The following is a 15,932-nucleotide window of genomic DNA, read 5'->3' as shown; positions in this document are numbered from 1 at the left end:
GCTAGCTAAGCTAGCCTTTTTTTTATAGGTGAATTTTGGTATAATATAAAAAAATATTTATAAAAAAAGGTGTAAAATGAAAAATATAGCAATAGTAGGTCTTGGTTTAATGGGTGGTTCGTTTGCCAAGGCTTTTATAAAATATACTAATAATAATATTTTTGCCTATGATATAGACAAAAAAAGTCTGGAAGATGGGAAAAATTTTGGAATAAGGGAAATTTTAAATTTAGAAGATTTATCCAAAATGGATTTAACAATAATTTGCTTAAATCCAAATATTATTATGGATTTTGTTAAAGAAAATCATAAATATTTTAAAAATACTGTAATGGATATAGCAGGAGTAAAAAATGAAGTTTATCCCTTGATTAAATCTTTTGAAAGTGAAGGTTCATTTATTTATAAATCAATCCATCCCATGGCAGGTAGAGAAATTTATGGTTTTAAATCATCTATAGATGACTTATATAAGGATGCTTCTATGATTTATGTAGATGAATTAAATGAGGAAGAAGTTTTTCTATTTAAATCTATAGGATTTAGTAAATTTGTAAAAGCATCTTGTGAAGTACATGATAAAATGATATCTTTTACCTCTCAGCTTTGCCATGTGATTTCAAATGCTTACATATTAAATGATAAGAGTTTAAATTATGATGGATTTGCTGCAGGAAGTTTAAAGGATATGACAAGAGTAGCAAAGATTGATGAAAAACTTTGGTCTGAGCTTTTTTTAGAAAATAGAAAGTTTTTGCTTGAAGATATAGATATCCTTATTGATAACTTAAAAAATATAAAAAATTGTTTAATATATAATGATAGAAAATCTCTCGAAGACATACTTTTGAAGGGATCTAATATAAGAAAGAAGATGTGGTAATGAAACTTAGAGTAGATTTAGATAAGCCATATGATATAGAAATAAATGCAGGCTCAATAAATTGTCTTAATAGATATTTAAAAGAAAATTATAAAAATTCAAAGATTCTTTTAGTTAGTGATGACTTGGTATTTAATATACATAAAGAAAAAATACTTAAAGAATTAGATGGCTTTTTTTATAAGACTTATATACTTAAAAATGGTGAGAGTTCTAAAAATACAGAAAATCTTATTGAAATGTTAGAATTTGCAGCTAAAAATGAATATAGAAGATCTGATCTAGTATTAGCCTTTGGTGGTGGAGTTGTCGGAGACATAACAGGACTTTTTTCAAACCTATATCTTAGAGGACTAGACTTTATAGCAATTCCTACAACATTTTTATCAGCTATAGATTCATCTGTTGGTGGAAAAACAGCTGTAAATTTAAAGGAAGGTAAAAATTTATGTGGGACCTTTTACCAACCTAAGAAGGTCTTTATAGATACTGATTTCCTTAAAACTTTGTCTGACTATACTTTTAATGATGGATTAGCTGAAGCAATTAAGTATGCAATGATAAGAGATAAATCTCTACTTAAAGAACTCATGAAAGAGAAGATAGATAAAAATTATGAAAATCTTCCATTAGTAATAAAATCTTGCATTGATATAAAAAGAGAAGTTGTTAGAGAAGATGAAAAAGATTTAGGTATAAGACAAATTTTAAATTATGGTCATACTTTTGGTCATGCCATAGAAAAAAAATCCAATTTTAAGATAGGTCATGGTCATGCTGTAGCCTTGGGTATGTTAATTATGGTTAAATATTTTAATGAAGACTTTTATAATGATTTCTTAAAATTATTAGAAAAATATGGCTTATATGATAATATAGATTTCAATACGGAAGAAATATTAAAGCTATGCATGGTAGATAAGAAGTCTAGAAAAGATAGAATAACTATTGTTGCAGTAAAGGAAATAGGTTCATGTGAGCTTATTGAAATAGGGTTAAAGGATTTAAGAAAGATATATGAAAACAGACAAGATTACAATTAAAAAGGGAAAGTTAAAAGGAGAGATTGATGCAATCTCTTCTAAATCTTTCGCTCATAGAGCTTTAATAATGGCAGGACTTTCAGATAGTCCAACAGAAATTTTTATTAATGAATTTTCTAAAGACATTAATGTTACCATTAAAGCCCTAGAAGATTTAGGTGCTTATATAGAAAGATATGAGGATAAGATAATACTAATACCAAGTCAAAAGAAACTAAATAAGGCTATAATTGATATGTATGAGTCAGGTTCATCTTTGAGATTTTTTACAGCAGTAAGTACTCACTTTGCAAAAGAAATTAAAATTATAGGTGAAAAAAGATTAAGCCAAAGACCGAATCTTGCTTTGATTGAAAACTTAAGAGAAAACGGACTTTCTATAGATAATGATAGACTTCCCTTTACTATTTCAGGAGATTTTTTGGGAGGGAATTTTAAATTATCCCATGATGAATCTAGTCAATATATTACGGCTCTTCTACTTGCTGGAAGCAAGAGTGCTAGAACTTTTATTGAACTTGATAATCTTGCAGAATCCGTTGGTTATGTAGATATTACAATTGATGTCTTGAAGGATTTCAATGTAGATGTTATAAAAGAAGGATTCTCCTATAAGATAGAAAATCCTAAAATTATATCACCCAAAAAATACTATGTAGAAGGAGACTGGTCAAATTCAGCCTTTTTTTATGGAGCGAATCTTTTGGGTTCTGATATAAAAATTAATAATTTAAATTTCAATACATCACAAAAAGATAAGGAAATAATAAGTATAATAGAAAGAATAAAAGAACATAAGAATAATGGAAAAACTCTTAAAATTGATATATCACAAATTCCAGATCTTGCTCCAATCACAGCTATCCTTCTTACAACATTAGATAAGCCCTCTTATATAGTAAATGGAAAAAGACTTAGGATAAAAGAAAGTGATAGGCTAATATCAACATGTCAAATGCTAAACAACCTAGGGGCAAAAGCTGAGATAAGGGGAGATGATCTTAAGGTGGAAGGAAAAATTAAAGGAGGAGTTGTAGATTCTTTTAATGACCATAGAATAGTAATGGCAGCAAGTATTGCATCAAACCTTGCGAGTGAAGATATTACAATACTAGACTATAAAGCAGTTAATAAGTCTTATCCTAACTTTTTTAATGACTTTGAAAAATTAGGAGGGAGAATTAAGATAGGTGAATAAATGAGAAATATAAAAGATATAAGATTTGACATAGATAAGGTAGATGAGAAACTTATAAAATTGTTAGAAAAGAGATTTGATCTTTCAAAAGAGGTTAGCTTATATAAAAAAGAAAATAATAAGCCTATTTTTGATAAAGAAAGAGAGAATGAAATTCTTAAAAATTTGGAAAAAGAAAATAAAAAATATGGGCCGTATTTTAGAGAAATCTACAAAACTATTATGGAACAGTCGAAAAATTTGCAAAAAAAATGCGAAAGGTATGGACTCTTAGGGAAAAAACTTGGTCACTCTTTTTCAAAAATAATTCATGAAAAAATTGGAAACTACACTTATGAATATTTTGAAAAAGATGAAGATGAACTTAGTGATTTTTTTCAAAAAAGAGATTTCAAAGCTATAAATGTTACTATTCCATATAAAAACGATGTTATAAAATATTTGGATGTAATATCAGATAAGGCTGAAAAAATAGGGGCTGTAAATACTATAGTAAATATAGAGGGTAAACTTTATGGTTACAATACTGATTATGAAGGCTTTTTATATAATCTTAAAAAACACAAAATTGATATAAACGGAAAAAAAGTCTTAATTCTAGGAAAGGGTGCTACAAGTAATACCGTAAAAGTAGTTTTAGAAGATTTAGGTGCTAAAAAAATTGTAAGACTATCTAGAAGATTTAAGCCCTTCTTTAAGGATGTAAGCAATTATATAGATTATCAAATTATTATAAATACAACTCCTGTTGGTATGTTTCCTAATAATGAAAAAAAACTTTCTGATATTAACGTTGATGATTTTAAAAACCTTGAAGCTTTTGTTGATTGCATATATAACCCTTTTATGACAAACTTATCTATAGATAGTAAAATTAGGGGGATTACATTTACCACAGGTCTTGATATGTTAATAGCCCAAGGAGTTAGGGCTGCTGAATACTTTTTAGGTAAAAAAATTGATGATAAAAAAATTTGCCAAATAAGAAGTTCGATTTTTAAAGAACAAATGAATATAGCTCTTATTGGAATGCCAGGCTCTGGCAAAACAAGCATTGCTAGTATACTTTCAAAAAAACTTGATAGAGAATTAATAGATATAGATTGTGAATTCGAAAAAAAATATGGAAATATAGAGGACTTTTTTAAGAGATATGGAGAAGATGAATTTAGAATAAAAGAAAGTGAAATTTTAAAAGAATATGGCAAAAAGGTTGGTCTTGTTATAGCCTGTGGTGGAGGGGTAATAAAAAAAGGAATAAATTATTATTATCTTAAGCAGAACTCTTTTATTGTTAATATAAAAAGAGATTTAGATAAGCTTGCCATAGAAGGTAGACCACTATCACTTGAAAAAAGAATTGAAGACTTATATAAGGAAAGAAAGGACTTGTATGAGAAATTTGAAGATGTAAGTGTTGAAAATATTGATATTAATGATTGTAGTGATGAAATTATAAGGATATTTTATGAAAATATTAGTTATTAATGGACCTAACTTAAATATGTTAGGAATAAGGGAAAAAGAGCTTTATGGGAAAAAAAATTATAAAAATCTGATAAAGACAATTAAAGACTATTGTGAAAAAGAAAAAATAACGGTTGAAATCTATCAGTCAAATTATGAGGGGGATTTGGTAAATAAAATCCAAGAAGCCTACAAGAACTATGATGGTATAGTTATAAATCCTGCAGCTTACACACATACATCAGTAGCAATACTTGATGCCCTTAAGGCTGTTTCTATACCAACTGTCGAAGTTCATCTTACAGATGTAGATCAAAGAGAAGAATTTAGAAAGATATCTTTTGTTTCCTACTATGCCCAAAAAACAATAAAGGGATTAGGCTTTGATGGCTATTTGAAAGCCATAGATTTTTTAAAAGAAAATTACAGTAAAATTTAATAAAAATATTTTACATTTGAAGGATTTTCATTTAATATTATATTTGTGAGAGTTTAATCCTAGCAAATTGAATAATATAAGAAAAATGGTAGGGTATACAGTGAATTAGAGGTGAAGAATTTGGCGTTATTAAATTTATTTAAATCATTTAGTCAAAAGGAGATAGACAACAATAAAAAGATTGTTGATAAAATCCTTGCTCTAGATGAAGATATGCAAAAATTAACAGATGAACAGTTACAACACAAGACGATAGAATTTAAAGAAAGACTTAAAAATGGAGAAACACTTGATGACCTTCTAGTTGAAGCTTTTGCTACAATAAGAGAGGCAAGCGATAGAGTATTAGGAATGAAACACTACCCAGTTCAACTTCTAGGTGGAATTGTTCTACATAATGGACAAATAGCAGAAATGAAGACAGGTGAAGGTAAGACCCTTGTAGAAACAGCACCTGCTTATCTTAATGCCCTTGAAGGAAAAGGAGTTCATATAGTTACAGTAAATGATTACTTAGCAAAAAGGGACCAAGAATGGATGGGAAAAGTTTATTCATTTTTAGGCCTAAGTGTAGGTTGTATAATTTATGGACTTACAAACTCAGAAAGACAAGAAAATTATGCTTGTGACATAACTTATGGTACAAATAATCAGTTCGGTTTTGACTACTTAAGAGATAACATGGTTATATATAAGGATAATATGGTGCAAAGGGGACTCCACTATGCCATAGTTGATGAGGTTGATTCAATTCTTATAGATGAGGCAAGAACCCCACTTATAATATCAGGTGAGGGAGATGAGTCTACTGATACTTATCAAAGAGCAGATGAGTTTATAAAGGGACTTGAAGGAAGAATATTAGATCCAAATGAAGATTTAGACCAAGATCCGTTTGATAGGGAATTTGTTGTTGAAGATGTAGACTTTTTAGTTGATGAGAAAAGAAAATCATCAAACCTTACAGAAAAAGGTACAGCAAAGGCTGAAAAGTTCTTTGGGATAGATAATTTATCAGACCCAGAACATCTTGAACTTTCCCACTATATTAACAACGCACTTAAGGCAAATACTACAATGACAAGAGATATAGACTATGTAGTAAATAATGGTGAGGTTATGATAGTAGATGAGTTTACAGGTCGTATTATGCAAGGAAGAAGATATTCAGATGGTCTTCATCAAGCAATAGAGGCCAAAGAAGGTGTAGAAGTACAATCAGAATCAAAAACTTTAGCTACAATTACCTTCCAAAATTACTTTAGAATGTATGATAAGCTATCAGGTATGACAGGTACAGCAAAAACTGAAGAAGAAGAATTCTCAGAAATATATAAGTTGGATGTAGTTGAAATACCAACAAATAGGCCTATTCAAAGAGTAGATGATGTTGATCATGTTTATATTAATGAACGAGGAAAATTCAATGCTATAGTTGAAGAAATAAAAAAAGTACATGCTACAGGTCAACCAATCCTTGTAGGTACAATTTCAATTGAAAGTTCAGAAAAACTTTCAAATGAACTAAAGAAAGAAAAGATAAAACATGTTGTCTTAAATGCTAAAAATCACGAAAGGGAAGCTGATATAGTTGCTCAAGCAGGAAGGCTTGGATCTGTTACAATAGCAACCAATATGGCAGGCCGTGGTACAGATATTATGCTAGGTGGTAATGCAGATCACATGGCAAAGCAAAAACTTAAAAAAGAAGGGATATCAGATGAATTATTGGAACAAGTAGATTCCTTCCAAGATACAGACAACCAAGAAATCCTTGAAATTAGGAAAAAATACAGACATTATAAGTCACAAGTTAAATCTGGAATTGACAAGGAAGCTGAAAAGGTAAGAGAACTTGGTGGACTATATATCATAGGTTCTGAAAGACACGAATCAAGACGTATAGACAATCAGTTAAGAGGTCGTTCAGGTAGGCAAGGTGATCCAGGTAGATCAAGATTCTTTATTTCTCTAAAAGATGACCTTATTAGACTTAATGTAGGGGAGCAAGTATCTAAATTTGTAGAAAACCACAATTATCCAGAAGATGAACCTATAGTTTCAAAAATGGTAACAAAATCTATTGAAAAGGCCCAAAAAAGAGTAGAGGCAAATAACTTTGCGACAAGAAAAAGGGTTCTTCAATATGATGATGTTATGAATAAACAAAGAACTATAATCTACAATGAAAGAAAACAAGTTTTATATGGGGAAAATATGAGGGATTCAATCTTAGGTATGCTTAAGGATTCAATTACATCAGCAGTATACTCTTTTACAAATCCACAAATAAAACCTGAAAATTGGGAAATGGTGGCCTTATTAAATCATCTTAACACAATGGGTATACCTGTAGAAAACCTAAGATTTCCAAATATAAATGAATACACCCAAGAAAAGTTGATAGATTATATATATCAAATAAGCCTTGATAAATATATGGAAAAAGAAAAACAGTTTGGTGAAGATAACATGAGAGAGGTAGAAAGAGTTGTACTTCTTAGGGTTATAGATACAAAATGGATGGAACATATAGACTCAATGGATCAAATGAGAAAAGAAATAGGTGTAAGAGCAATGGGTAATGATGATCCAGTTAGAGCTTACACTAATACTGGATTTGATATGTATGAAGAAATGACAAAGTCTATTCAAGAAGAAACTGTAAGACTTATGATGGGTGTTGAAATTAGACAAAACATCGAAAGAAAGCAAGTACTAAAACCAGAAGAAGAAAAAACTCAAAATCCTCAAGAGGAAGAAGAAGCTACAAATAGGGCTGAAAGAAGAAGACTTAGAAGAGAACGAAATAAATCCAAGATAAAAAGATAGGTAATTATGGCAGAAATTTACGAATTAAAAGAGATGATTGAAATTGAGAATAAAAACTTAGAAATGATCGGGGTTCGTCTTTGACCCAGATAGCTTAAGTGAAGAGATAAAGATTTTAGAAAAAAAATCTATGTCAAAAGACTTTTGGGATAATAGTCAAAAAGCTCAAGAAATTATGACTAGTTTATCTGAAAAAAAGGATAAGTTTAATAATTATAAAAGATTTGTAGATAACTTAAAAGATTATAGTGATCTATTAGAAATAATAGAAGAAACTAATGAAACTAATGTGCTAAATGAAATTGAAGATTCACTAAAACAAATACAAAAAGAACTTAAAAAATTCAAAATACAAGTTGAACTTGATGGAGAATATGACAAAAATAATGCTTATATGGTAATACATGCAGGAGCAGGAGGGCTTGAGGCAACAGATTGGGCTCAAATGCTTATGAGAATGTATACTAGGTATTTTGAAAGAAGAAATTTTAAATTTGAGCTTCAGGACCTAAATAATGAAGAGGCTGGTGGAATAAAATCTGCTACCATACATGTAAAAGCTCCTTATGCATATGGTTATCTTAAGGGAGAGAAGGGAGTCCATAGACTTGTAAGAATATCTCCTTTTGATTCATCAAAAAGAAGGCATACATCTTTTGCATCAGTAGATATATTTCCTGAATTAAATGATGATATGACAGTTGAAATAGACCCCAAAGATATTAGGATAGATACCTATAGGGCAAGTGGAGCAGGTGGTCAACATGTAAATAAAACTGACTCTGCAGTTAGAATTACTCATATTCCAACAGGGGTTATTGCCTCATCTCAAGCTGAAAGAAGCCAAACACAAAATAAAGAAACAGCTATGAAACTTCTTTATGCTAAACTTATTCAAATTAAGGAAGAAGAACATAGGGAAAAAATAGAAGACATTCAAGGAAACTACACTCAAATTGCTTGGGGTAGTCAGATTAGATCTTATGTATTTCATCCATACACACTTGTGAAAGATCACAGAACCAATTATGAAGTAGGTAATGTGGAGGCTGTTATGGATGGAGATATAGATGGTTTTATAGATTCATATCTAGCAAGTGGAGAAAGCAAATAGCTTTTTCTAGAATTAAGCTGTTTTGAGATTTTTCTTAAGACAGCTTTTTATATAAGGAGAAAAAATGAAAGATATAATACTTACAGCTGATAGGCCGACTGGAAAACTTCACCTAGGTCATTACGTTGGTTCACTTAAAAATAGGGTTAAGATTCAAAATGAAGGAAACTTTGATAAGATGTATGTAATGATAGCAGACGCACAAGCTCTTACTGATAATTTTGATAACCCTCAAAAAATAAGAGAAAATATAACAGAGGTGATGCTTGATTACTTGTCAGTAGGGCTTGATCCAGAAAAGGTAACAATCTTTGTCCAATCGTATGTTAAAGAGCTAACAGAATTAACTTTTTATTTACTTAATCTGGTTACAGTATCAAGACTTGAGAGAAATCCAACAGTAAAAAGTGAAATAAAGCTTAGAAATTTTGAAACTAGCCTTCCTGCAGGATTTTTAATCTATCCTGTAAGTCAAACATCAGATATTATTCTTTTTGATTCAAATATAGTTCCAGTAGGAGAAGATCAAGAACCAATGCTCGAGCAAGCTAGAGAATTGGTTCGCTCCTTTAATCATACCTACAAGGAAATTTTTAGAGAACCAAAAGCTGTAATTCCTGAAAATAAGGTATGTAGAAGACTTCCAGGAACTGATGGAAATGCTAAGATGAGCAAGTCACTTAATAACTGCATATATCTATCTGACTCAAAAGAAACAGTTAAAAAAAAGGTAATGAGTATGTTTACAGACCCTGATCACTTAAAGATATCTGATCCAGGGAAGGTTGAAGGTAATACGGTTTTTACCTATCTTGATGCTTTTTGTGATGAAACTCATTTTAAAAAATATCTTCCAGATTATAAGAATTTAGATGAATTAAAAAATCACTATAGACGTGGTGGACTTGGAGATGTTAAAATAAAGAAATTCTTAAATAAAGTACTTGAAGATGAACTTGAACCTATAAGAGAAAGAAGAGCATATTATGCTAGAGATATAAATAAACTTTTTGAAATCCTTGAAAAGAGTTCTAAAGAAGCGAGCGAATATGGTCAAAAGAAACTTGCTCAAGTAAAAGAAGCTATGGGTATAAATTATTTTGATGATAGGGATTTAATTCTTAGTCTTCAAGCAAAATATGAAAAGTAGCATAAAAATTGAAAAGTAGATTGTTAAAAAAAGTGTAAGTTTTCTTGCACTTTTTTATTACTATGTTATAATGAAAAGGTAGTCATGAACGAATCTATATTTATTTGATTAGATAAATATAGCTAAAAAGGAGTATTTAGAGAAATGAACAAAACTAAAAAGAAAAAATTAGGGTTAATACCTAAGCTTTTGATAGCGATTGCCCTAGGTACTATAGCAGGTTTATATCTACCAGAATGGTTTGTAAGAATAGCGGTAACATTCTCATCCATTTTTGGTGCTTTTTTAAACTTTGTTATACCACTTATGATTATCGCTTTTGTAACTAAGGGAATTGCAGATCTTGGAGAAGGTGCTGGAAGGTTATTAGCAGTAACAGTACTTATAGCATATGTTTCAACACTTATTGGTGGATCCTTATCATATATAATGAGTTCAAGTATTTTTCCATCTTTTATAAGCCAAGACCAAGTAGCTAAGATCCAAGCATCTAGTAATATCGAAGTGAACCCATACTTTGAAGTACCTATCAAACCATTTTTTGATGTAACATCCGCAATTATTTTCGCATTTATGATGGGTATAGCTATATCATGGCTTAGGAAAAAGGGTAGAGGAGAATATTCATATGGACTTGTAGGAGAATTTAATGATATTATAACAAAAGTATTATCGACAGCTATAGTACCACTTTTACCATTTTTTATATTTGGTAACTTTTCAAAGATGGCTTTTACAGGATCAGTATTTGCAGTACTTTCCATATTTTGGAAAATATTCTTATGTGTAATAGCACTTCATTTAGTATATATTTCAATACTCTTTATAATAAATGGTGTATACACAAAGAAAAACCCTATTACACTTATGAAAAACCAAGTGAAAGGATATTTAACAGCAGTTGGAACTCAATCATCAGTTGCAACAATTCCTGTAAACTTAGAATGTGTTAAGCAAAATAGTGTAACTAAAGGAATAAGAGACTTTGTAATACCCTTAGGAGCAACAGTACATATGCCAGGCTCCATGATTACAATTACAGCTTGTACATTTACAATTCTTGTAATGTATGGAATGGATCATTCTTACCTACTAATGCTAAAATATATGGCGATTTTGGGAATTGCAATGGTTGCAGCACCAGATGCACCAGGTGGAGCGGTAATGAGTGCCCTACCATTTTTACCTGTAGTAGGTATTCCATCTGAAGGAGAACTTGCATCACTTTTAATAACACTTTACTTGACACAAGACTCATTTGGAACAGCAGCAAATATATCAGGAGATACAGCAATCTCAGTTGGTATAGATAAGATATTTAATAAACATATAGTAAAAAATGATGACTACAAAGATGGCTTTAATGAAGATATAATAAATGCCAAAGAAATCTAATATAGAAAAATCAGGCACTTGTGTCTGATTTTTCTATATTAAAGGAAATTTTATAGAAAATTTAGCACCAATTTTTGAATCAAGAATTTTTATTTCTCCTCCGTGTATTTTAATAGTTTTATAAATAAGGGAAAGACCAAGACCTGATCCCTTTTCTTTTTGATTTTCCTTATTTATCCTATAAAAGGGAATGAAGACTTTATCTCTTTCATTATTTTCTATACCTATACCTGAGTCTTCTATAAAAATTTTAATACTTTCTTTTTTTATCTTAGAATAAATTTTAATATAGCCATCTTTTTTATTATATTTCATGGCATTTTCTATAATATTATAAAATACCCTATATATTAGGATGTCATTTCCTAGAATATAAGACTCATCACATTTATTTTCTATGCTTATATTTTTCTTATCTGAAAGGTATGCTAAGTCCTGGTTTACCTCTTCTATAAGTGATGAAATTTCTATTTTTTCATCTCTTTTTATTGAATTAAGTTCGCTTATATCTAGAAGATTTGTTACAAGTTTTTTTAGTCTATCACTTTCATTTTTAATCATGTGAATTAAATCTTTAACCTCATCATCATTCATATACATCTCATCATATAAGTCTATTTGAGAATTTATTATTGCAAGTGGAGTTTTAAGCTCGTGAGCTGCTCCTCTTGTAAATTCTTTTTCGGCCTTATAAGATTCATCAAGTCTTTTAAGCATTCTATTAAATGAATTTTTAATCTTTTCAAATTCTTTTATTTCTTCATCTCTTATTTGGTATTCTTTAATATTTTTCAACTCAATCTTTTCAATTTTTTGAGAAAAATCATCCAAGGGCTTAAGTGATTTTCCACTTATAATATAGGATAAGATTCCACCACTTAAGCTTATTATAAGAGTTATAAGTGCAGATTTTTTTGAAAAATTTATCTTTGTATTAACTACTTGGTTTGAAAATGTACTGAAAAAATCATCAATCTTATCCTCATCTATCTTTATATAAATTTTCTCATCACTTTCTACATCAGCAATATATCCATTTAAGGAGTCCATGTAGTAATAGGCTGTTTTATTAAGAAAAAAGTTCATAGCTATGCAGCTTATACCAACAAGGAGGGCTGTCATTATGGCAATTCTTAATCTTAAGGAAATTTTTTCATTTTCTTTTCCTTAAAAGATATCCTACGCCTATCCTATTTTCTATAGGATCATAGGATAGTTCTTTTTTTAGTTTTCTTCTAAGGGCTGATATGTGAACTCTTATAGAATTTGATAGCATATCTATACTGGAATCCCACACATGTTCAATTAACTCTTCCTGACTTATAGGTCGACCTTCATTTATAAGTAAGTATTCTAAGATTCCTGTCTCTTTTCTGGTTAAGATAATAGATGAATTATTAATTTTTGTAAGTCTTGTTTTTGTATCCAAAGTTATTCCGTCAAAAGAAAGTAGGCTATTATTTTGAATAAATCTTCTTCTTGTTAATGACCTTATTCTTGCCTTAAGCTCATCTAGGTGAAATGGCTTTTCTAAAAAGTCATTGGCTCCATAATCAAGACCTTCAACCTTATCTTCGATTTGGCTACGAGCGGATAAAATGATTATTTTTGTTTCATCATCATTTTTTCTTATAGTCTTTAATACATCCATTCCATCTATAAATGGTAGATTTAGGTCGAGTACAATTAAATCATAATTTTCAACTAAGACCAAATCTAAGGCCTTTTTTCCGTCATAGGCTGATTCAACCTCATAACCTGATTCTTTTAGGCTTGTATTTATAGTTTTATTTAAAATCACTTCATCTTCAACTATCAAAATTTTCATAAGATTCACCTTTATAATAATTATAACAAAAGTCAGTAAATTTTTGCTTAATATTATTTCTTAACATAAATTTTATATGGATTTTTGTAAGATAAATCTATAAGAAAAAAGGAGTGATTATTATAAAAAAGAAAAAATATGTACAAGTTTTTAGTCTTGTTCTCGCTTTAGTATTTATAATTTATGGTGCATATCGTGGTGAAGTTGATACTGTATTTTCTAAAGCTATAAACTTGTGTTTGGAGTGTGTTGGAATTGGATAAGTTAAAATCAAAAATAATATCAAAGCATAGGTTTCTTATACAAATTTTGGCAAGTCTACTTACTAATTTTCATCTTACAAACTTCATAAAGGGAAAAATTTATAGGGGGGATTTTAAAAGAATTTGTGTACCAGGACTTAATTGTTATTCTTGCCCTGCTGCTAGTGGGGCTTGTCCTATAGGTGCTTATCAGGCAGTGGTTGGATCAAGTAAATTTAAATTTTCATATTATATAAGTGGATTTTTGATACTAATTGGAGTTTTATTTGGAAGATTAATTTGTGGATTTTTGTGTCCTTTTGGGCTTTTTCAAGAATTACTACATAAAATCCCTACTAAGAAAATTTCTACTAAAAAACTAAAACTACTTAAGTATTTAAAGTATATAATTCTTGCTGTTTTTGTAGTGATTTTACCTATTACTATAAATAATGACCTAGGGATGGGTAATCCATATTTTTGTAAATATATTTGTCCTCAAGGTGTTCTTGAAGGTGCTATTCCTTTATCTATTGTTGATACATCTATAAGGGCAGCACTTGGACCTTTATTTAATATGAAGCTTACTATCCTTATAATTTTTATAATACTAAGTATATTATTTTTTAGACCATTTTGTAAGTGGATATGTCCTTTAGGAGCCTTTTATGCTTTATTTAACAAAATTTCTCTATTTAAGATAATTTTAGATAAAAAAAAGTGTATATCTTGTAACAAGTGTGTTAAGTCATGTAAAATGGATGTAAACGTAAGGAAAAGTCAAAATCATTCTGAATGTATAAGATGTGGTATGTGTATTAGTTCTTGTCCAACTGATGCAATTAAATTTAATTTTGGACTAGAAAGAGGAAATAAAAATGATAATAAAAAATGAGAAGAAAATTAAAAAAACAGTTAAAGTATTAGCAATTACTTTAAGTCTATCTTTGGTATTAGGAGCATGTGGACATAAAAATAATGATACAGATAATAAAAATGTAGTTAAAACAGAAGAAAAAGACTCATCATCAAATACAGACGATAAAATTATAGAACTTACTAGTAAGGAAAATGACATTATTGCAAATAACAAGAATCTTTGGAATAAGGTTTTTGAAAAAGCTGATAAGAATGATACGGAAAAAAGTAAGGAGATGCCTTATGATGAATATCTAAAGAGTCTTGTTGAAAAATCAAAAGATAAGCTTAGTGAAGAAGATATGAAAAAAATAGATAATGATTTGGCACAAATAAAAGATATTGAAAGCAAACTTTCAAAATTAAAAAAAGATACTGAGAAGTCTCAAAGTTCAAATGAAGAAAGTGATGATTTACAAAAATTTCCAGCTTTTAATGCAAAAACTTTAAATGGGGAAGATATATCTAATGATATTTTTAAAGATAAGAAAGTAACTTTAGTAAATTTCTGGTTTAATGGTTGTTCACCTTGTGTAAGAGAGCTTCCAGAACTTCAAAAGCTAAATGACGAGATTGATAAAAAAGGAGGTCAAGTTATAGGTATAAATACAGAAGCAATTGATGGGAATAATACGGCTATTAAAGAAGCTAAGGATATATTAGATAAACAAGGAATAAAGTATAAAAATATATCACTTGATCCATCTAGTGATCTTGGAGAATATGCAGGAAAAATTATGTCTTATCCTACATCTATTCTTGTAGATAAGGATGGAAACATAGTTGGAGAGCCTATAGTAGGTGGAATTGATAATGAAAAAATTATGGAAAGTGTAAAAGATGGAATTGACAAAATACTTAGTAAATCTAAGTAAATAAAAAATATCGTATTTATAAAATTTTTTCATTGTTTACTTCAGTAAGTTTGTGAAAAAATGTGATTAACTTAATATTCCGCCTCATATATAGGTGGAGTATTGAGTTTAACTTCAAGTGATTAAAAATCAAAATATAAAAAGGAAATATAAATTTTAGTAATAGAGGTATCATATTATGTTTATATTGTAGATAAAAAGAAAATAAAAAACTACTCTTAAGAAATAGTTGGTAAATACTGTGCTTAATGTAATATTTTACAGTTTAATTCGGTAAGTATAGGAATTATGTATTATAGAGGCTTGTGCAGACTACTAGATAAGCTGGTAAGGGTCTGTAAATAGTTTTGTGTATCAACCTAAATCCTGATCAATGGGTAAGGGTTGATACAATTTTTTATGTATCAATATCTGTCCATTCCTATAGGGATGGAGCTTATCTTAATTTTATACGAACTTAATAAACTGTCAAATTTTCATGAAAATTTGCAGCTGATTTTATAGTTTTTTTACCTGTTTTTAAAACCTCCCTTCAAAAAATATTGATA

At 29.3% G+C, this 15,932-nt stretch carries 14 protein-coding genes; 12 read left to right on the top strand and 2 right to left on the bottom strand.

All coding sequences use genetic code 11. The features are described 5' to 3' along the window. Positions 1-76 precede the first annotated feature (76 nt). The 9 genes from SOR60_RS05170 to SOR60_RS05130 all read left to right on the top strand — a co-directional run bounded on the left by SOR60_RS05170 (position 77) and on the right by SOR60_RS05130 (position 11,521). The gene (locus SOR60_RS05170; protein ID WP_320595407.1) at positions 77-883 is read left to right on the top strand and encodes a prephenate dehydrogenase; all 807 of its coding nucleotides are present in this window, start codon (positions 77-79) and stop codon (positions 881-883) included. Continuing rightward, a complete protein-coding gene (aroB, locus tag SOR60_RS05165) occupies positions 883-1,926 on the top strand; it encodes a 3-dehydroquinate synthase (RefSeq protein ID WP_320595406.1) in 1,044 nt (347 codons plus the stop codon). Before SOR60_RS05170 ends, aroB begins: the two co-directional genes overlap by 1 nt. Further along, positions 1,901-3,124 (top strand): 3-phosphoshikimate 1-carboxyvinyltransferase, encoded by a 1,224-nt coding sequence (aroA, locus tag SOR60_RS05160; protein WP_320595405.1) that lies wholly within the window; start codon positions 1,901-1,903, stop codon positions 3,122-3,124. The genes aroB and aroA overlap by 26 nt, the downstream gene beginning before the upstream one ends. Next, entirely contained in the window at positions 3,125-4,612 is a 1,488-nt protein-coding gene (locus SOR60_RS05155; protein ID WP_320595404.1) for a shikimate kinase, read from the top strand. Continuing rightward, entirely contained in the window at positions 4,593-5,030 is a 438-nt protein-coding gene (gene aroQ, locus SOR60_RS05150) for a type II 3-dehydroquinate dehydratase (RefSeq protein ID WP_320595403.1), read from the top strand. The genes SOR60_RS05155 and aroQ overlap by 20 nt, the downstream gene beginning before the upstream one ends. 120 nt (positions 5,031-5,150) lie before the next feature. Further along, positions 5,151-7,862, top strand: a complete 2,712-nt coding sequence (secA, locus tag SOR60_RS05145; RefSeq protein WP_320595402.1) for a preprotein translocase subunit SecA — start codon at positions 5,151-5,153, stop codon at positions 7,860-7,862. A gap of 6 nt (positions 7,863-7,868) precedes the next feature. Beyond that, positions 7,869-8,976 (top strand): peptide chain release factor 2 gene (gene prfB, locus SOR60_RS05140; RefSeq protein ID WP_320595401.1). Its coding sequence is split into 2 segments (ribosomal slippage): positions 7,869-7,943 and positions 7,945-8,976, totalling 1,107 coding nucleotides; the frame shifts between segments, so codons are not numbered across the junction. 64 nt (positions 8,977-9,040) lie between these two features. Then, the gene (trpS, locus tag SOR60_RS05135; RefSeq protein WP_320595400.1) at positions 9,041-10,126 is read left to right on the top strand and encodes a tryptophan--tRNA ligase; all 1,086 of its coding nucleotides are present in this window, start codon (positions 9,041-9,043) and stop codon (positions 10,124-10,126) included. A gap of 144 nt (positions 10,127-10,270) precedes the next feature. Continuing rightward, positions 10,271-11,521: a dicarboxylate/amino acid:cation symporter gene (locus tag SOR60_RS05130; protein ID WP_320595399.1), complete on the top strand. Its 1,251-nt coding sequence runs from the start codon at positions 10,271-10,273 to the stop codon at positions 11,519-11,521. 33 nt (positions 11,522-11,554) lie between these two features. On the opposite strand, the gene SOR60_RS05125 is transcribed toward SOR60_RS05130, so the two are convergent. Together SOR60_RS05125 and SOR60_RS05120 are read right to left on the bottom strand one after the other, a co-directional pair. After that, positions 11,555-12,643 carry a sensor histidine kinase gene (locus SOR60_RS05125; RefSeq protein ID WP_320595398.1) on the bottom strand — a complete coding sequence of 363 codons (1,089 nt, stop codon included), beginning with the start codon at positions 12,641-12,643 and terminating at the stop codon, positions 11,555-11,557. A 31-nt stretch (positions 12,644-12,674) separates the two neighbouring features. Next, positions 12,675-13,349, bottom strand: coding sequence for a response regulator transcription factor (locus SOR60_RS05120; RefSeq protein ID WP_320595397.1), 675 nt, complete (start codon positions 13,347-13,349; stop codon positions 12,675-12,677). Positions 13,350-13,465: 116 nt separating this feature from the next. Here SOR60_RS05120 and SOR60_RS05115 point away from each other — a divergent pair, with 116 nt between their 5' ends. From SOR60_RS05115 to SOR60_RS05105, 3 genes are read left to right on the top strand one after another with little or no spacing between them, the layout of a single operon-like run. Further along, positions 13,466-13,612 carry a CD1871A family CXXC motif-containing protein gene (locus SOR60_RS05115; RefSeq protein ID WP_320595417.1) on the top strand — a complete coding sequence of 49 codons (147 nt, stop codon included), beginning with the start codon at positions 13,466-13,468 and terminating at the stop codon, positions 13,610-13,612. Further along, positions 13,599-14,486, top strand: coding sequence for a 4Fe-4S binding protein (locus SOR60_RS05110; RefSeq protein ID WP_407654222.1), 888 nt, complete (start codon positions 13,599-13,601; stop codon positions 14,484-14,486). Before SOR60_RS05115 ends, SOR60_RS05110 begins: the two co-directional genes overlap by 14 nt. Further along, entirely contained in the window at positions 14,470-15,384 is a 915-nt protein-coding gene (locus tag SOR60_RS05105; RefSeq protein WP_320595395.1) for a TlpA family protein disulfide reductase, read from the top strand. Before SOR60_RS05110 ends, SOR60_RS05105 begins: the two co-directional genes overlap by 17 nt. Positions 15,385-15,932: the final 548 nt, after the last annotated feature.

The organism is Anaerococcus porci (assembly GCF_034090325.1).
Lineage (GTDB): Bacteria > Bacillota > Clostridia > Tissierellales > Peptoniphilaceae > Anaerococcus > Anaerococcus porci.
Note: the sequence above shows the minus strand (reverse complement) of the source record. Positions and strands in the feature narration are given on the sequence as shown.